The sequence below is a fragment of the Labrys sp. HAY1-8F genome, from assembly GCF_056754975.1.
On the sequence record NZ_JBPGWZ010000001.1, the window covers coordinates 1,352,295 to 1,368,906 of the forward strand.

Annotated in this window: 12 protein-coding genes and 6 pseudogenes; 10 read left to right on the forward strand and 8 right to left on the reverse strand. The window is 58.3% G+C overall.

The window, feature by feature from the left end; genetic code table 11:
* Window positions 1-155 precede the first annotated feature (155 nt).
* Window positions 156-299 (reverse strand): annotated as a pseudogene (locus ACR9ZN_RS06120) (IS630 family transposase); the annotation flags it as partial.
* Between the two features lie 145 nt (window positions 300-444).
* On the opposite strand from ACR9ZN_RS06120, the gene ACR9ZN_RS06125 reads away from it, so the two are divergent.
* On the forward strand, window positions 445-1,584 hold the full coding sequence (locus ACR9ZN_RS06125; RefSeq protein ID WP_481271625.1) for an epoxide hydrolase family protein: 1,140 nt from the start codon (window positions 445-447) through the stop codon (window positions 1,582-1,584).
* A gap of 83 nt (window positions 1,585-1,667) precedes the next feature.
* On the opposite strand, the gene ACR9ZN_RS06130 is transcribed toward ACR9ZN_RS06125, so the two are convergent.
* Window positions 1,668-2,611 (reverse strand): IS630 family transposase gene (locus ACR9ZN_RS06130; RefSeq protein ID WP_481271968.1). Its coding sequence is split into 2 segments (ribosomal slippage): window positions 1,668-2,473 and window positions 2,473-2,611, totalling 945 coding nucleotides; the frame shifts between segments, so codons are not numbered across the junction.
* 310 nt (window positions 2,612-2,921) lie between these two features.
* Between ACR9ZN_RS06130 and ACR9ZN_RS06135 the strand changes: the two genes are divergently transcribed.
* From ACR9ZN_RS06135 to ACR9ZN_RS06145, 3 genes and pseudogenes are all read left to right on the forward strand, one after another.
* A complete protein-coding gene (locus ACR9ZN_RS06135; protein WP_481271626.1) occupies window positions 2,922-3,293 on the forward strand; it encodes a response regulator in 372 nt (123 codons plus the stop codon).
* A gap of 96 nt (window positions 3,294-3,389) precedes the next feature.
* The gene (locus ACR9ZN_RS06140) at window positions 3,390-4,400 is read left to right on the forward strand and encodes a PAS domain S-box protein (RefSeq protein ID WP_481271627.1); all 1,011 of its coding nucleotides are present in this window, start codon (window positions 3,390-3,392) and stop codon (window positions 4,398-4,400) included.
* Window positions 4,401-4,708: 308 nt separating this feature from the next.
* Window positions 4,709-6,059: pseudogene (locus ACR9ZN_RS06145) on the forward strand (IS5 family transposase).
* 173 nt (window positions 6,060-6,232) lie between these two features.
* Here ACR9ZN_RS06145 and ACR9ZN_RS06150 read toward each other — a convergent pair.
* Window positions 6,233-6,433 (reverse strand): annotated as a pseudogene (locus ACR9ZN_RS06150) (IS110 family RNA-guided transposase); the annotation flags it as partial.
* 190 nt (window positions 6,434-6,623) lie between these two features.
* Here ACR9ZN_RS06150 and ACR9ZN_RS06155 point away from each other — a divergent pair.
* A pseudogene (locus ACR9ZN_RS06155) lies at window positions 6,624-7,431 on the forward strand (IS630 family transposase); the annotation flags it as partial.
* A gap of 12 nt (window positions 7,432-7,443) precedes the next feature.
* Here the strand turns inward: ACR9ZN_RS06155 and ACR9ZN_RS06160 are convergent.
* Both ACR9ZN_RS06160 and ACR9ZN_RS06165 read right to left on the reverse strand, forming a co-directional pair.
* Window positions 7,444-7,653 (reverse strand): cold-shock protein, encoded by a 210-nt coding sequence (locus ACR9ZN_RS06160; RefSeq protein WP_481271628.1) that lies wholly within the window; start codon window positions 7,651-7,653, stop codon window positions 7,444-7,446.
* Complete coding sequence (locus ACR9ZN_RS06165; protein WP_481271629.1) at window positions 7,653-7,910, reverse strand: hypothetical protein; 258 nt, start codon at window positions 7,908-7,910, stop codon at window positions 7,653-7,655. The genes ACR9ZN_RS06160 and ACR9ZN_RS06165 overlap by 1 nt, the downstream gene beginning before the upstream one ends.
* A 377-nt stretch (window positions 7,911-8,287) precedes the next feature.
* On the opposite strand from ACR9ZN_RS06165, the gene ACR9ZN_RS06170 reads away from it, so the two are divergent.
* Both ACR9ZN_RS06170 and ACR9ZN_RS06175 read left to right on the forward strand, forming a co-directional pair.
* A protein-coding gene (locus ACR9ZN_RS06170) for an IS3 family transposase (RefSeq protein WP_481271630.1) occupies window positions 8,288-9,387 on the forward strand; the annotation gives its coding sequence in 2 pieces (ribosomal slippage) (window positions 8,288-8,540 and window positions 8,540-9,387; 1,101 coding nt in all).
* A gap of 421 nt (window positions 9,388-9,808) precedes the next feature.
* Window positions 9,809-11,071, forward strand: coding sequence for a capsule biosynthesis protein (locus tag ACR9ZN_RS06175; protein WP_481271631.1), 1,263 nt, complete (start codon window positions 9,809-9,811; stop codon window positions 11,069-11,071).
* A 278-nt stretch (window positions 11,072-11,349) separates the two neighbouring features.
* On the opposite strand, the gene ACR9ZN_RS06180 is transcribed toward ACR9ZN_RS06175, so the two are convergent.
* The gene (locus tag ACR9ZN_RS06180) at window positions 11,350-12,039 is read right to left on the reverse strand and encodes an outer membrane protein (RefSeq protein WP_454811223.1); all 690 of its coding nucleotides are present in this window, start codon (window positions 12,037-12,039) and stop codon (window positions 11,350-11,352) included.
* A 367-nt stretch (window positions 12,040-12,406) separates the two neighbouring features.
* On the opposite strand from ACR9ZN_RS06180, the pseudogene ACR9ZN_RS06185 reads away from it, so the two are divergent.
* Window positions 12,407-13,346, forward strand: a pseudogene (locus tag ACR9ZN_RS06185) (IS630 family transposase).
* A gap of 408 nt (window positions 13,347-13,754) precedes the next feature.
* Here ACR9ZN_RS06185 and ACR9ZN_RS06190 read toward each other — a convergent pair.
* Window positions 13,755-14,114 carry a helix-turn-helix transcriptional regulator gene (locus tag ACR9ZN_RS06190; protein ID WP_481271632.1) on the reverse strand — a complete coding sequence of 120 codons (360 nt, stop codon included), beginning with the start codon at window positions 14,112-14,114 and terminating at the stop codon, window positions 13,755-13,757.
* A gap of 385 nt (window positions 14,115-14,499) precedes the next feature.
* Here ACR9ZN_RS06190 and ACR9ZN_RS06195 point away from each other — a divergent pair.
* Window positions 14,500-14,622 (forward strand): annotated as a pseudogene (locus ACR9ZN_RS06195) (IS6 family transposase); the annotation flags it as partial.
* A gap of 602 nt (window positions 14,623-15,224) precedes the next feature.
* Complete coding sequence (locus ACR9ZN_RS06200) at window positions 15,225-15,494, forward strand: hypothetical protein (RefSeq protein ID WP_481271633.1); 270 nt, start codon at window positions 15,225-15,227, stop codon at window positions 15,492-15,494.
* Window positions 15,495-15,632: 138 nt separating this feature from the next.
* Here ACR9ZN_RS06200 and ACR9ZN_RS06205 read toward each other — a convergent pair whose 3' ends face one another.
* On the reverse strand, window positions 15,633-16,499 hold the full coding sequence (locus tag ACR9ZN_RS06205) for a recombinase family protein (RefSeq protein WP_481271634.1): 867 nt from the start codon (window positions 16,497-16,499) through the stop codon (window positions 15,633-15,635).
* Window positions 16,500-16,612 lie beyond the last annotated feature (113 nt).

A 16,612-nucleotide genomic window follows, 5' to 3' on the forward strand; every position in this document is an offset into this window, starting at 1 on the left:
TACAGAGAAGCCCGCCGAGCCCGCATACAAACGTGATACAATTTTTACGTGTGGCACGCTGACGTGGCACATCAACCGGCTTGGCCTGGCGTCCGGCAATGCCAGGCCTTTTTGTGCTTCTCGTTATTTCACGAATTAGCTAGAGCTGCTTCCGATCAAGTTGGGTCATAGGCGTCGTAGCCGGCGGCGGCGAGATAGTTGCGGCACTCGTCAGAGGTGAAGCGGGTAAAGGCTTGCCGGATCGCGGCGCGCAGATCTGGGTCGGTGCGGGCTCCTGCGGTCCGAAGCAGCGATTTCAACAGCCGCCTTTTCGTTACAATATGACGAGTTAACTTAGTGTCACGCGAGACGATGCAGCCGCAGGCATTCGGATGCCGCGGCGGTGGCCTTTCGAGCGGCCAACGGGCGTCAAGCGGCGAGCTGCAGCGGAGCGAGGAGACGGCGATGGCGACGCCCTACAAGATCGAGATTTCCGACGACCGGCTCGCGACCATCGCGCGCAAGGTCGCCGCCTACGACTGGAGCGAGCTCCCCGACGCGGGAGGTTGGCGATCGGGCGTCGGGGTCGCCGACCTCCAGCGGCTCGTCACCTATTGGCGGGATGTCTACGACTGGCGTGCCGTCGAGCGGCGCCTCAATCGGCTTCCGAATTTCATGACGGATATCGACGGCGAGCACCTGCATTTCGTGCATTTGAAGGGCGACGGCTCGAAGCCGCCGCTTCTACTCCTGCACGGCTGGCCAGGCTCGTATCTCGAGTTCGAGCCGCTGCTGGAGCCGCTGGTGGCGGACGGTCACGACGTCGTCGTCCCGTCGCTGCCGGGCTTCGCTTTCTCGAAGCCGATCACCGGCCTCGTCGGGCCGCGGCGGGCCGCGGCGCTGATGAACGGGCTGATGGGCGAGCTTTACGGTGCCGAGCGCTTCATCGTCCAGGGCGGGGATTGGGGTAACGCCATCGCCGCGTGGATGGCGCACGACCGGCCCGACGCGCTGCTCGGCATCCACCTCAACATGGTCAACCTACACGCGGAGGATGCCGCACCGACGAGCGACGCGGAAAAGGCATTCGTCGCCAAACGGGACGAACTCTTGGAGCTGGAGAGCGGCTACAGTCACCAGCAGGGAACGCGCCCGCAAACGCTCGGCGCGGCGATGGCCGACAGCCCCGTCGGCGCGGCCGGCTGGATGCTCGAGAAGATCGGAAAATGGGCCGATCTCCCGGTGGCGCCCGATGGCAGCCCGGACATCTGGAGCAAGTTCTGCGAAGAAGAGCTGCTCACCAACATCATGCTCTACGTCGCGCCGTCCTCGGTCGTCACCGCGACCTGGATCTATCAGGGCAGGCGCTTTGAAAAGTCGAACAAGTTTCCCGCTGGAACGCGCATCGAGGTGCCGACCGGCGTCGCCGCCTTCCCCGACCCCGTATTCATCCCGCCGCCGCGCTCCTTCGCACAGAAGACCTACGACATCGTGCACTGGAGCGACATGCCGTCGGGCGGCCACTTCGCCGCTTGGGAGGAGCCGGACCTGATGCTGAGCGAGCTGCGGGCGTTCGTCGCCCTGGTCCTCGGCAAAAGCTCGTGACGTCGGCAATCTTGGCGACCGCGGAATTGGCAGCTATACTCGCGGCCCTGCCGCGGGCGTGGCGGAACTAGAGCCGTGCCCTCTCAGGTTGGGTCATAGGCATCGTATCCAGCAGCGGTGAGGTAGTTTCGGCACTCATCTGGTCGGATAGCGGCGAACGCGTCCTCGATAGCGATGGTTAGGTCGGCGGCGGTCCGCGCTGCCGCCGTTCGGAGGAGGGCTTTGACCTTGGCAAAGACCTGCTCGATCAGATTGAAGTCGGGACTGTAGGGCGGGTGGTAGAGAACCCGTGCGCCGACCGCCTCGATGGCCTCGCGCACCCCGGCGACCTTGTGGGCGGTCGGATTGTCGAGGATGACGGTGTCACCGGACCTCAGCACCGGAGCCAGGGTGTCGGTGACGTAGGCGCGGAAGCGCATACCATTCGTGGCTCCATCGAAGACGCTCCTGGCGATCAGTCCTGTGGTGCGCAGGGCGGCGGTGATGGTGGTGGTCTTGTAGTGTCCGTGGGGCACGGCGATCCGGCAGCGCTGACCGCACGGAGCACGACCATAGCGGCGGACCATCTTCGTCGTGGCGGCCGTCTCGTCGAGAAAAACCAAGCGCTCCGGATCAAGGTCGGGTTGGCGATCGAACCAGTCCTCGCGCGCGGCCCTCACATCCGACCGCTCCTGCTCGTCCGCATGGACAGCCCCCTTTTTGCGGGTGATCCCATGCCGGGCGAAGAAGCGTGACAGGCTGCTCGTGCTGGCTTGGATGCCGCGTTCCGAGAGCCTGTCGCGCAGTTCCCGCAGGAAGAGGAGCGGGTGCTCTTCGTTGAGCCGAAGGATCAGGGCGGCCTGCGCTTCCAGACGCTGCGAGTTGCGGTCGCCGCCCATGGGCTGGGCGCGATCTGCCCGTCCTGTCGGAAGCGCTCATGCCAACGGACCGCGCTGGCCACCCCGACACCGAAGCGTTTGGCCGCCTGACGCCGCGAAGCACCCGCTTCAATCGCGGCGACCACACGCTCGCTCAGATCGACCGACAGGTTGAAGGCATGGCAATCCCCATCACAAGCCCATCCAGTGAATCACACGCCAGCCAGATCGCCTACCCCAAGCGATTCAACCCGCAAGGGCACGGCTCTAGCTGCGACTCGGTCGGGTTAATTGCGGCTCGTCAGTGGAGCTAATTGGTTCTGAATGACAGCGGAGCGCTGACCCGTCCTGGCCGGCTTTAGCCTGGCATCCGGCAGAGCCGGGGCCTAATCGCGATATTTTGGCTAATGACCTATACAAGGCGGGAACGCCCGTCTCCTTCGTCCGTTTGGTGGTACCGAAACAGATTCCCAGCCTTCTATGTCGCCAAATCAGCCCCGCCTTCCCGTGCTTGTGGTCGAAGACGAAGCGCTCGTGCGTCTCGCGATCGCCGAATTCTTGTCGGACCGGCATCTCGAGGTCCTTGAAGCTGAGAATGCCGACAGAGCTCTCCAGGTTCTGGAGCAGAGACAAGATGTGAAGGTGGTTTTCACGGACATAAACATGCCAGGCCAGTTGAATGGGATCGCGCTTGCTCGTATCGTACTCAAGCGCTGGCCTCGCATTCAGGTTCTCATCACGACCGGAGCGCCTCAAAAAGATAAGCTTCCGACCGGTAGCCACTTCGTACCCAAACCTTATGACCAGGCTCAGCTAGCAGATCGCATTCATTTGCTTGCGCAAACCGACTGAACCTTGCACAGACTGACTCGCAATATCTACATAATGGGCCAACTGCGTTCGCACGCAGGTGCACGAAAGGACGCAGCGGGCTGTGGAGGAGTGACAGTGAATTTGAGGCGCTGGGATGCGGAAGCGTGGCTCGCCGCCATTATCGAAGACGCTGAGGATGCCATCATAAGCAAGGACGTCGGCGGGGTCATCATGACCTGGAACGCCGGTGCACACAGGCTGTTCGGATATAGCGCTGACGAGGCGATTGGACAGAGTATCCATCTTCTCATTCCCGAAGACCGGCGCGACGAAGAGGATGAGATTCTGCGCCAAATTCGAGCCGGCCGGCGCGTGCCTCCCTTCGAAACCGTTCGTAGACGCAAGGACGGAACATTGATCGATGTGTCCCTGTCCATTTCGCCTATTCGTGACCGCAACGGAATGGTGATAGGGGCATCGAAGCTCGCGCGAGACATCACCGATACAAAGCAGCTCCAGGAAAAGCAGGTCCTGCTCCTGCATGAAATGAATCACAGGGTCAAAAACCTCTTCACCCTGGCCGGCACAATCGTGGCCCTGTGTTCGCGCCAGGCAACAACGCCGCAAGAGCTTTCCACGGCTGTCCAGCAACGACTCGCCACCCTCGCTGCTGCACATCAACTTACGCTCTTGAACAGTGAGACGCCCCCCACCTCCGTTGCAAGCGCCACGACGCTTTCTGCGCTGATTCGTGCTATCGTGGCACCCTATCAGAACGAAAAAAATAAGCGTGTCGATATCGTCGGCCCGGATCTTCCGATCTTGCCCTCAACCCTCGTCAGCATCGCATTGCTCTTGCATGAGTTCACGTCAAACTCGGTGAAATATGGCGCGCTGTCATCCTGCACCGGACGCATCATGATCGAACTCAGCACCTCAGACGAGGAGGTAAAAATCATCTGGGCGGAGTCGGGGGGCCCCGCAATTGACCGAGAGCCGGCTGCGTACGGGTTTGGTTCGCGCCTGGAGACGCTCATCAGCAGGAGCCTAGGCGTCGAGATTCGGCGGCAATGGCTACCCGAAGGATTGAAATTGGAACTCACGGGCCCAAAGAGCAACTTTACTCACGAAAATCCTGGTGAATGAAAAGGCCAATAATCTCGTCTCTCGATAATGCGCTCGAGTTGATTGCGACTCCTCGATCGCGATAGCTGCCGCCAAGGCGCGACATTACGAAGAGATGACCTTCAGTTGGAGAACCGGTGTGAATCGGCAAGCGGCGGTGAACTGGTCGTTCGTGAAGAATTGGCAAGCCGCTGATTCAGCGAGAAATTTTTAGCTTGGCAAGTATTCGCGTTTGCCGGATTTCGTCGGTGTGGACGGCGATTTCCGGCAATTTGCATTGTTGTCCAAGGCGTGATTCCATCAGCTTGTCGAGGCGATGGCGGGGGTCGATGATGCGGCCGAAAGAGCGACGAGAGAGTGGACAGAACGACTTGTTCCGCTCGCGGCTTGACCAGATCCTGAACCTGGATCACGCGCTGGTGCAACTGGCGCGCTCGATCGACTGGAGCTTCCTGGAGCAGCGGTTCGGCGCGGTTTATGAGGATGATCCGGGCCGGCCGCCCTTATCGACGCGGCTGATGGCGGGGTTGGCCATCCTCAAGGCGACCCACAACCTGTCCGATGAAGTGCTGTGCGAGCGCTGGATCGAGAACCCCTATTACCAATTCTTCTGCGGCGAGGAGTTCTTCCAGCATCGCCCGCCCTTCGACCGCTCCTCGTTGACACGGTGGCGCCAGCGTATGGGTGAGGACAAGCTCACAGCCCTGGTGCAGGAGCGCATGGCGACGGCGGTTCGGCTCGAAGCGGCCAAGCCGGCGGACTTCACCGCGGTGATTGTCGACACCACCGTGCAGGAAAAAGCGGTCGCCTTCCCGACCGATGCCAAATTGATGCATCGGGCCCGCGAACGCCTGGTGAAGCTGGCGCGCAAGCATGGCGTGAAGCTGCGCCAATCCTATGCCCGGGTCGGCAAGTTCACCCTGATCAAGCACCAGCGCTATGCGCATGCCAAACAGTTCAAGCGGGCCAACAGGGCGTTCAAGCGCCTGCGCACCATGCTGGGCGCGGTGACCCGTGATCTCACCCGCAAGGTCGCCGATCGTCCCGAACTGGCGCAGGTCTTCGCCCTACCGCTCTCGCTCGCCCGACGCGTCAAGGACCAGCGCCAGCGCGAACGAGGCAAGAAGGTCTATTCCTTGCATGCGCCGGAGGTTGAATGCATCGGCAAGGGCAAGGCGCACAAACCCTATGAGTTTGGCGTGAAGGTGAGCCTCGCCACCCTCAACCGCTCGAAGGGCAGCCAATTCGCCGTCCATGCCAAGGCACTGCCAGGCAATCCCTATGACGGGCATACCTTGGCAACCGTCATCCCACAGATCGAGAATAGCATCGGCGTCGAGATCAAGAAAATCGTCGCCGACGCCGGCTATCGCGGCCACAACGCGCCCAAGGACAAGGGCCGGCATGAGGCGAGGCCTGACCGATGCCATCAAACGCGCCTTCCGGCGCCGTGCCGCCATCGAACCTGTTATCGGCCACTGCAAGAGCGACCACCGTAGGGGTCGCAACTTCCTCGCCCACGCCTCGGGCGATGCCGCCAACGCGGTCCTCGCCGTCGCCGGCTACAACTTCAGCCTGATCCTTGTGTGGTTGCCGTCCGTCGTGCAAGGAGTTTTTGACCTTCTGAACGTGCGATCGAGTGCGGTCTTCTGTCAGGCCTTTGAGTACGGCACTTGTTGAAGCCGCTGGCCGGTATGGTGATCTGCGGATCGGGTCCAAATCTCAAATCCGAGCTCTAAAGGTCACAGGAGCAGACTGGTTTCCCCTATCCGGATCGGTTCGATCATACGCCCATTCAGGTCATCGCCTTCTCACGCCCCATACCGAGTTAACCATCCATGCTGCCCAACGGGTCAAGCCACGGCGGCCAACGCCGGATCTCGATAATCTTCCTGTTTCGTCAGCATGGCCCAGATCCTGCGGGCCATCTTGTTCGCCAGCGCGATCGCTACCAGCATGCGGGGTTTCCTCGTCAGCATCCGCTCCAGCCAAGATCCCCGCGCCGGAGGCTTGCGACTCGCCCAATTCACTCGGGCCATCGCGCCGATAATCAATGGCCATCGCGATCATCGGCCCCACGCCCGGCATGGTTTGAAGACGCCGCGCACGATCGTCTTGCCTGGCGAGATCCGCGATCTTCTTCGTTTTGTCCTCGATCCTCACCGTCTTCTCGGCGATCTGGACCAGAAGATCACGGCACTCAATGCCCAGAGGGACGACGTGACCATATTCATAGAGCACGGGGCACCCGCGCGTCAGGGGCGTCCTCCTGGTGGAGGTAAACTGGCTGGAGTTGCCGGTTTCCTGATCGGTGTTGTGGAAGCAAGACCCGACATCACCATGCCGGAACTGGCCGCACGGCTCGGAGAAGTCCACAATTTGCGGGCTGCTCCTGCTGTGCTGTCGCGCTTTTTGTGCCGAAACGGCTTCACATATAAAAAAAGCGCTGATGGCGTCGGAACGCGCACGCGCACACATCCAGGCCGAACGTCATCTGTGGATTGACTATCGCCAGCCGCGCATGCGGCTGGAACCGCATCGGCTGGTGTTCGTGGACGAGACGAGCGTGAACACCAAAATGGTGCGGTTACGCGGCCGCTGCCCGCGCGGCGAACGGCTCCATGCCCAAGCACCGTTCGGCCATTGGCAAACCCAGACCTTCATCGCGGGCTTGCGCTGTCATGGGCTGACCGCACCCTGGGTGGTCGACAAGGCGATGGACCGGCAAGCCTTCGACGTCTGGATTGAAACCCAACTGGCGCCCACACTCTCCAGGGGCGATGTCGTCATTCTCGACAATCTCGCCGTCCACAAAAGCACCAATGCCGCACAATGCCTGAAGCAGGCCGGCGCCTGGTTCCTCTTCCTGCCGCCCTACTCCCCCGACCTCAATCCCATCGAGATGGCCTTTGCCAAACTCAAAGCCCATCTGAGGGCGGCTGCCGCTCGAACTTTCGAACAACTCTGGAACGCAATCGGCGATATCTGCGATCTCTTCACCCCAAAAGAATGCTGGAACTATCTTAACGCCGCTGGATATGCGTACGATTAAATGTCCGATGCTCTAGATCGGCCGGAGGTGGCCTGCATTCGATTTGCCAGTACGGCGGTCAGCTAGAAGCTCGTAGCTCACTTTCTGGCCTTCACGCAGGGTGGCGAGGCCGGATCTTTCCACCTCTCGAATATGGACAAACACGTCGGGGCTGCCGTCATCGGGGACGATGAAGCCGTATCCCTTGTCTGGGTTGAACCACTTGACGACACCCGTGCTCATCAGGAAGCCTTTCCAGTGCGATAGCGTCGGTTTGCAAGGTTCGGCCCCCGAACCATCTTGCCTCTTTTGGCACCAGCACGGTTGAGTGGCTGGAGGTCGCCTAGATCACCAACCCGCTCATCTGGAACAATCTCTACCGTTTCCTCGATGACACGGCCGCCGATGCGACTGATCGCATCCCGGGTGCGCTTATAGCGTGAAACCGACAGGCCACCAGTGTCCGGATCGAAGGTTTCATAGCTGAACACCCTTACCATGGCCGCCCTCATGCAAGGCTTCAGAAGCTGGCATTGTCGCGCCAGCCCGGCATATGTTCAAGAGATGAAACGCCCAGGCTGCAATTAATCGGCTCACTGGCGTGGTGGCACTTCGCCTCGAAATTTTTCGCAACCCGCCCTTGGTCGCGCAGCTATTTCGGTCAGCGAGTCGCAATTAATTCGAGTGAGTCGCATTCATTCGAGAAATGAGAGGCCGGCCGGCACGCTGCGCAGGCTGATAGCTCCGCGCGCCGGCCTCTTGCCACCCACCAACACCAAGGCTCAAATCTGACGTGCCTGACGTGCCCCCGTTGAATCGGACCGTTTTGAGCTGGAATTTTCCAACTATGATCCCTGGATGGGAGAAGGAGAGTTCCATGAAGGCATCGAAGTTCTCAGAGGCGCAAATCGCTTTCGTTCTTCGGCAGGCTGAGGAGGGAACGGCGATCGCTGAGGTCTGCCGGAAGGCAGGTATATCGGAGGCGACGTTCTACAATTGGCGCAAGCGCTATGGCGGCTTGATGCCATCCGAGATGAAGCGGCTGCGCCAGCTCGAAGAAGAGAATGCCAAGCTCAAGCGGATCGTGGCCGACCTCTCGTTGGACAAAGCCATGCTGCAGGACGTTCTGCAAAAAAAGCTCTGAGGCCTGCCGGTCGGCGCCAGCTTGTCGATCAGGTGCGGGAGGCTTGGAAGGTGTCGGTTCGCAAGGCCTGCGAAGCCCTGCGGATCGACCGGTCTCTCTACACCTACAAGTCCCGGCGCGGCGACCAGGCCGCCTTGAAGCAAAGGATCAAGGATATCTGCCAGACGCGGGTGCGCTATGGCTACAGGCGCTTGCACGTCCTCCTCCTTCGAGACGGCTGGCCAATCAACATCAAGAGAACACGTAGACTTTACAACGAGTTAGAGCTAAAGTTGCGTAACAAGACCCCGAAACGGCGTGTGAAAGCCAAACTCAGAGAGGACCGATCGGAGGCGACGAGATGCAACCAAACCTGGGCGATGGACTTCGTGCATGATCAACTCGCCACCGGCAAGAAGCTGCGGATTCTCACTATTGTCGACACCTGGTCACGGTTCTCGCCGGCGCTTGATCCGCGCTTCAGCTATCGCGGCGAGGACGTCGTCACCACGCTCGAGCGGGTGTGCCGTCAGCATGGCTATCCGCAATCGATCCGTGTCGACCAAGGGTCCGAGTTCATCTCCCGCGATCTCGATCTTTGGGCCTACCAAAAGGACGTCGTGCTTGACTTCTCGCGGCCGGGCAAACCGACCGATAACTCGTTCATCGAGTCATTCAATGGCAAGTTCCGCGCGGAGTGCTTGAACGCCCATTGGTTCCTGACGCTTGACGATGCCCGCCAGAAGATGGAGCAATGGCGTAGAGACTACAATGAGTTTCGTCCTCATAGCGCCATCGGCAACAAAGTGCCGATTTCGCTCACAAATGGCTCTGGCGCATCCCATCCGCCATGAGCCTTTCAGCCCGGAAAATCCTCCAGCCGGGCGGTCCAAATTCGGGGAGCACCTCAAATCAACCCAGGACTCTCGTTATGGCTGGATGAGAAATGGGGGTCACGTCACGACGACAGGCTCTCTGTAACGGTCCTTGGCGTCATGATTGCCCTCTTCGCAGGGTTCGAGACAGTTGCCACAGCCGAGTTCAGCGCCTTCCTATGACGTTTCGAGACTGTACTGCGCAAGCGGCACGGTAGTGCCTTCAACGGGTAGCCAACTGACTACCGATGGAGCAATGAGGCTGCCAGCTAGCCCAACAAGGAATTTAATTGCATTCCGGCACCAATCTACGTCTTTTTGATTATCAACATACGTCCTTCGATTGATTCCCAAACGGAAATGCTGTTGAGTTAGGAGAGGTCATTGGTGAGCCATTACGATGCCGCATCCCAGGTTCATTGTGCTGCTCCAGGGACCGGTGGGGCCCTTTTTCTCCGAGCTTGCGCAATCGCTCCTGGCGCGTGGCGACAGAGTCCTCAAGATCAATTTCAATCTCGGAGACCGCATCTATTCCAGGCGGATTCCGTTCGTCATGTTTTCCGACAGCCTGTCGGCTTGGCGTGGCTGGTTCTCACAGTTCCTGCTTGGCCAGAAGCCGGACAAGGTAATCCTGTTCGGTGACCAGCGCCCCTATCACCAGGTGGCCGTGGCCCTGTGCCGGGAGCTTGGTGTCGATGTCTGGTGCCTCGAGGAAGGCTATATCCGGCCCGATTATGTGACCGCCGAGCGAGAGGGCAACAATGCGGCCTCACCCCTACCGCGGGTCCTGTCGGCCTATGACCGCACCAAGGTGACCTCCATCGAGGCGCCGGTGACGATCCCGGCGACGAGCTTCAAGCCCATGGCTTGGTGGGCCTTCAAGTATTACGTGGCGATGTCGGCCGGCAATGTGGTGTTCCGACAATACTCGCATCATCGCGAGCGTTCCTTGCTCGGAGAGGCGATGCTCTGGAGTCGCAATGCCATCCGCAAATACACCGATCGCTGGACCAATGCGAAGAAGATCATCGACCTCGTCGATCATTTCGACCGCAAATATTTTGTTGCGGCCCTTCAGGTCCACGATGATCTGCAATTGCGCGTCCATGGGGCGGGCTGGACCATGGAGCGCATGATCGAAGCCACGATCCGCTCCTTTGCCAAGCATGCACCGCCTGGCACCCGCCTTGCCTTCAAGGCCCATCCGCTCGACCGCGGACATCGGCCCTACCACCGTTTCGTGGCGCAGCTTGCCAAATTGGCGGGGGTGGCGGATCGGGTCTCCCTGATCGACGACGGGCCGACGGGACTGCTGATCCGGCACGCTCGTGGTATGATCACGGTCAACAGCACCACGGGAATACTGGCTCTGCAGCGCAATTGCCCGGTATTCGTGCTCGGGAATGCGCATTATGCCATTGATGGCCTCGTGGCCCAGGGCGGCGAAGACAAGTTGAAACAGTTCTGGAACGCTCCCTTCCTGCCCAACGCAGCGGCGAAAAACGCCTTCATCAGTCACCTGGTGGTCGAGACGCAGATCAACGGCTCCTATTATCTCAGCCGTTACTTCGATCTCACTATCAGCAACCTGATCAGTCGCATCGACGACAATGTGGTGGAACTGCCGAAAAGAAGCCCTGCGCGTGTGCCGAAATCGGCTTGAAATCGCGTTACGGAACTTCGCATTCTCGAATAGTATGGTGAAGCATCCTGATGGCCAGCAGGAACGCAGGGCCGTCCAAATGCGACCATATCCCGGTGCCGCAAAGGCCATGCAGCATTTTATTTAGCCGACTTAGAATGGATGAGAGCATACTCTGATGGTGCTGGCAACGCCCGTCCACTTCGTACGCGCCCGTGTCGTTCTCGTCATTCCAACAAACAAAAACGGGGGCAAAAATGCCCCCGTTTATGCGATGAATCAAATGCAGCAGCGCTAGATCAGAACTTGTAGTTCACACCGAGGCGCACGGCGTGGAAGTCCGGCGAGGCCTTGGAATTGAGGGTGCCGCCGCCGCGTACCGTGTAGCTGCCGAAATTCACATACTGATATTCGATACGGCCCGAGATGTTGTCGGTGAAGGCGTATTCGACACCGGCGCCTGCTGTCCAGCCAACCTTGGTGTTGCTGTCGCTGAAGGAAGCGCCGTTATAGCTCAGCTTGTAGTCGATGTTGCCGTAGGCCAGACCACCGGTTGCGTAGATCAGGAAGCGATCATAGGCATAGCCGATGCGCGGACGCAGCGTGCCGTACCACTTGATGTCCGAGCGAGCGCGACCGGGAGCGCCAGCGACGACGCCATGCACGGTGTCCTTGATCTGGGCACCCTGGAAGTCGGTTTCGATACCGACCACGATGTTGTCGAACTGGTAGTTATAACCGGCCTGCAAGCCACCAAGGAAACCCTTGCCCGTCAGCTTGCCGATGTCGCCGATGAAAGTCGGATTATGAATGCCAACCGTATCGCGGCCGCCAAAGGCATAACCGACGTTCGCACCAGCATAAAAGCCCGTCCAGGAAAACGGCAGGACAACCGGTGCCACAGGCTCAACGGGTGCAGGCGCAAGATCGGCAGCGATAGCGGCCGTCGACGTGAGCAGGAGAGCAATTGCTGCTGCAGAGATTCTCATATGCGTTACTCCTAAAGGTAAGGTCACCATGCCAGTTTTCGAAACACGAGTCTGTAGCTTTGATGCAACAGGTAGCAGGTATTTAAGTTATCGACTTAGGAAAGAAAACGGAGTTATAGTGATTTTCACCTTATAAAAGCATAAATAACTAATATCCATAACTTTATTGGCGCTTAATGATAGCATAGTGCCTTTACGCCTCAATCTGGACGAATCTAAAATGCAACTATCCACCAATTATAGACGATTTTTTCAATTTCTCGCCAATAATAAATAAAAATTTACCTTTCAGCGCAGGAAATGTGGTTTTAAGATTCTAAAGTAATTTCTCCACCCAGCATCAAAATACGCTGAATCAACAGAAAATTTGAAGCTGTCTGAAAAGCATGAAAAACGCGCGTTGAGCGCATCCACGAGGAGAAGGCCAAGCAGAGCGGTCGGCTTTTGTCGCTGGCGACGGCGTTGGATGGAATGAGCTGGGCGGACGCGGCACGGATTGGCGGGATGGATCGCCACACCCTCCGGGACTGGTCCATCGTTTCAACGCGCTTGGTCCGGACGGGCTGAAGGTTATCGGCTCGAAAGACAAGCCGCCCCGCCCGATACCGGCACAGCTTGGCATTCTTGCCGAAATCGTTGAAAGGGACCAGACCCCGCTAAGGACGGCGTCGTGCGCTGGCGACGGATTAACCTGATGCGGGTAATCCAAGAGCAATTCGGCGTGGACTTCCACGAGCACTCGGTCGGCAAAATCCTCAAGCTTGTGGGCCTCTCCCATGTCAGCGCCCGTCCGCGCCATCCTGGCTGAAAGGCCGAGATCATTGATGTATCTAAAAAATTTCCAGGCGACGCTGAAGGCTCATCTGGCCCGTCTGCCCAAGCACAAGCCGATCGAGGTCTGGTTCGAACATAAGACCCGGATCGGCCATAAGAACGGCATCGTCCGCCAATGGGCCAGGCACGGTACTCGCGCCCGCCAACTGGCTGACCTGCGCTATGAAAGCGCCTATCTGTCGGGCCATCTGTCCGACTCGTGGTGTCGGCGCGGCGCTGGCCATACGCTAGGCCGGCACCTCTGCCGTGCAACTCCATCTGGAAGAAATCAGCCAGCACACTTCCTGCGAGTCGCATGCCGCACTCGTCCTCGGTCGCGTGGACTGGCATACAACCGAGAGGCTCAAGGTGCCGAAAAACATCTCCCTGATCCTGCTGCCGTCTCTCAAATCGCGTGTTCGAACCCCGACATTATCGACGCCGCCTGCGATGCATGGAATAAGCTCATCGCACGACCCGCCGTCATTGCCTAGATGGGAACGCGCCAATGGGTCCCAACAGGTCAGCCACAAAGGGCCAATGGTATTAGCCTGAAGAGGCCCTCGCGAAGCTGAACTAGAAAAGCGTTAGCGACCGCCGGAAAGTAAAGAACTTTCGCGCTGAATCAGGCAATTGCCAATCATCTTCTCGCGCGGTTGCCGGTTGCCCTGTTGTGTAAAGTTCACTGCTGCCACAGTCGAATAAGATTCCCTCGCGCCCGCGGTTATTAAGGACACGACTGCTAAGCAAGTGCACGCGAATCCGAACGACCAAACAACAGCAACAATCGCCCAACCAGCACGCACAGCGCTTCTTCTTCTCAGCATCAGCAATGCATTGTTTCTCCCGATTTTAGAATGAAATTTTTTTCCCCGCTCCATTTCCTTAATTTATGAAATACATCATACTGAATACGACAGATCTTCCACCCGTACATCCAAAAACTTCGCCAACTTCTGGTAAGCTATGAACGGTACGCTTTTATCCCCCGCTTCGATCCGCGCAATATCGCTGACAGTTACGTCCGCTCTTTCGGCGAGTGCTTCTCGCGAAAGAAATAGCGTCTCGCGCAAAGACGATAACGAGGGAGCAGGATCGTTGCTTGATCGGCTCACAGATTCCGTAATGATTTCGTCTTTTCGACACGGTTTTTTAAGTTCACGCTGCACATCTGCTCGCATTCTATAGTATGAATCGCTCGTGACCATAAGCGCGCCATTTGACGGGCCTTTGCTATTTTGCAAGATTTTATTTTGTTTCATCGGAATGCTCTTTTATTCTTTATTATTAAATCCAATCTACTGTTGTTTTTGTCTATCGGCTCTCTATTGGTTCAGCAGGTCAATATAAGTCGACGACATCGCCTGGGGGCGTTCTCGCCGCCCGCCGCACAACATCAACCGATGCAGCGACAGGACTTATTTCCCATCTAAGCCGCGGCTGAGGACTTCTTGCAATGCAACTTCTAGTTGTTAGCCAAACCGCTTACCTAGCACTTTGTTCCGTTGACCGGGCATCTAAGAGCCCAACCCGAAAAGAGTTGAGCGGTTTCAGCAGGTTGTAATTCCGTCAGGTTGCGAGACTTGATGGAGAGGGCGTTGTCATGTTAACTCCGGGGTGGCGGCAGTCTGTGTAGATCAGGCTGGCGTGAGCCAGCGGCCCGTCAGCTACAAACGCCATCGGTTTCCGCCTGCGATCATCGCCCGTGCTGTGTGGCTGCATTTTCGCTTTCCTGCGAGTCTGCGCCTGGTGGAGGAGATGCTGGAACCCGGCGTCGTCGTCTCCTATAAGACCTACGGCGCCGGCTCTTTGCGTCGTGACATACTGGGTCTCCTTTCTACCCATTATGCCAGTCCGCACACGGAACCCCTGACAGTCCCTATGTCGCCGCCCGGCGTCCGATTACGCCGGCGACCGAGAATCGCTCACACAAGGGCTTTCAACAAAAGGGCCGAAAATTCGCATTTGCCCTCCCGGCGCAGCGAGCGGGCGATGCAGGGTTTTCGATCCCCGGGAAGCCTGCAGCGGTTCGTCACCGCCTTCTCCACCGTCCGCAATCCCTTCGTCGCGCCCCAGTCCTGCCACTCCGCCGGCCATAGCACAGGTTGAGCCAAACCCGACCATGCACTAACATTCAAACTGGACCAGTCATTGGGACCCGGCCAGAATGGAAAACCCGTCGCCTAAGTGAAAAGCAGTATTCTTTATCCAGGGAATAATTCTCGTGGGTGGCGCTCTCGCGTTGTGGCCGTCGGTGTCTCAAATCTAAGCAAGCTTTTCTGCTAAAAGGCAGAGTACTAATTGACAGTGTACCGTAAGGATCGTGAGACATCCCTAGCTGGATTCCGATTCGTGCCAACTGAAAGCCCCGTATGATGCCCGCCACCGACAAGGACCGCATATTCCAGTCCCTCGAGAAGCTGATCCAGGCCTTTTTCGAAGGACACGACGTCCCTCCCCTGCAGCAGAGCGCCTACCTGGTGCGGATCGCCAAGGCGGTAGCGGTCGAAGAGCCCAGGCCCACGAGGAGACGCAAGCCGGCGCCCTCGCGGGTGGCGATCGCCAGTCAGAGGGACATTGATCGCATGTGGGCCAGGCATGAGAAGGCAAACCGGAAACGAGGAATTGGCAATCTGCCATGACTGTGGACGCTTCCTCACGTTCAGTCGCAGCTATTTCGAGCTTCCGGTAGCAACTATTTCGAGAAATAACTGTTTGGCCCAGTCGGCCCGAAACTGCGATTTTGGCCAAGTTGAAGAACGAAGGTTGAACGTTGGCATTCACCAGGATCGTTCTTCGCCTCCGATCTCGTAGATGTCCGTTTCGATAGAGCACCTGTAGCTCTCCGCGATGTTGAACATCTCCGTTTGGAGGTTTTCGATTTCATCATCCAGGCTGACGCCATCGGGATCGATGTCATAGGCGACGGTCAGCGTATAGTCACAATTGCCGGTCTTCTGCATTTGATAGTCGCGCTCGAGCATCGCCTCGATCCGTTCCCGAGCGGGCTTTCTGCCACGACCATGCTTGTTGAAGTTTTCGATGATCAGATGCAGGGCGATGATGGCAGAAGGCGGCTTTTCCGGCAGCTCGGTCTTTGACGGAATGACGTCGAGCGCCCGATAGACGGTCATTCTTGAGACCTTCAGTTCGCGGGCGACGCTGGCCTTGCTGGCGCCAGCGGCAACGCGGCGTCGGATTTCGTCGTCGTCGACATTTTTCTTGCGCCCCTTATAAATGCCTTCCGCCCGTGCCGCGTCGATCCCGGCGCGCTGACGATCCTTGATGAACTTCAGCTCCATGTCGGCGACCATGCCGAGAATGGTGATCACCATCCGCCCCATGCTTCCGGCCGTCGTGACCTCCGGCTCAAGCACGCGCAACGAGGTTCCCTTTTCTTCAAGTTCGTGCACAAGGTTCAGAACATCGCGTGTCGAGCGGCCGAGCCGATCGAGACGCAGCACGACAAGCTCGTCGCCGGAGCGCAGGAACTGCATGATCGTTTCAAGCTCGGTGCGACCGGTTCGCGATGCGCCGGAGCCCATTTCAGAGCGAACGATTTCGCAGCCAGCCGCCTTTAGTCGGGCAATCTGGATATCGAGATCCTGGTCCGTGGTACTGACGCGGGCATAGCCGACGCGGGTCATAGCAAATCCGTCACATTAGGGTGGTTGTCAACGTGTAACGTCACATTGATCGGAATTCCACCCTTTTGTGACATGCTATGAATGTCACTTTCCTCCGTCACTCTGGGGTGCAC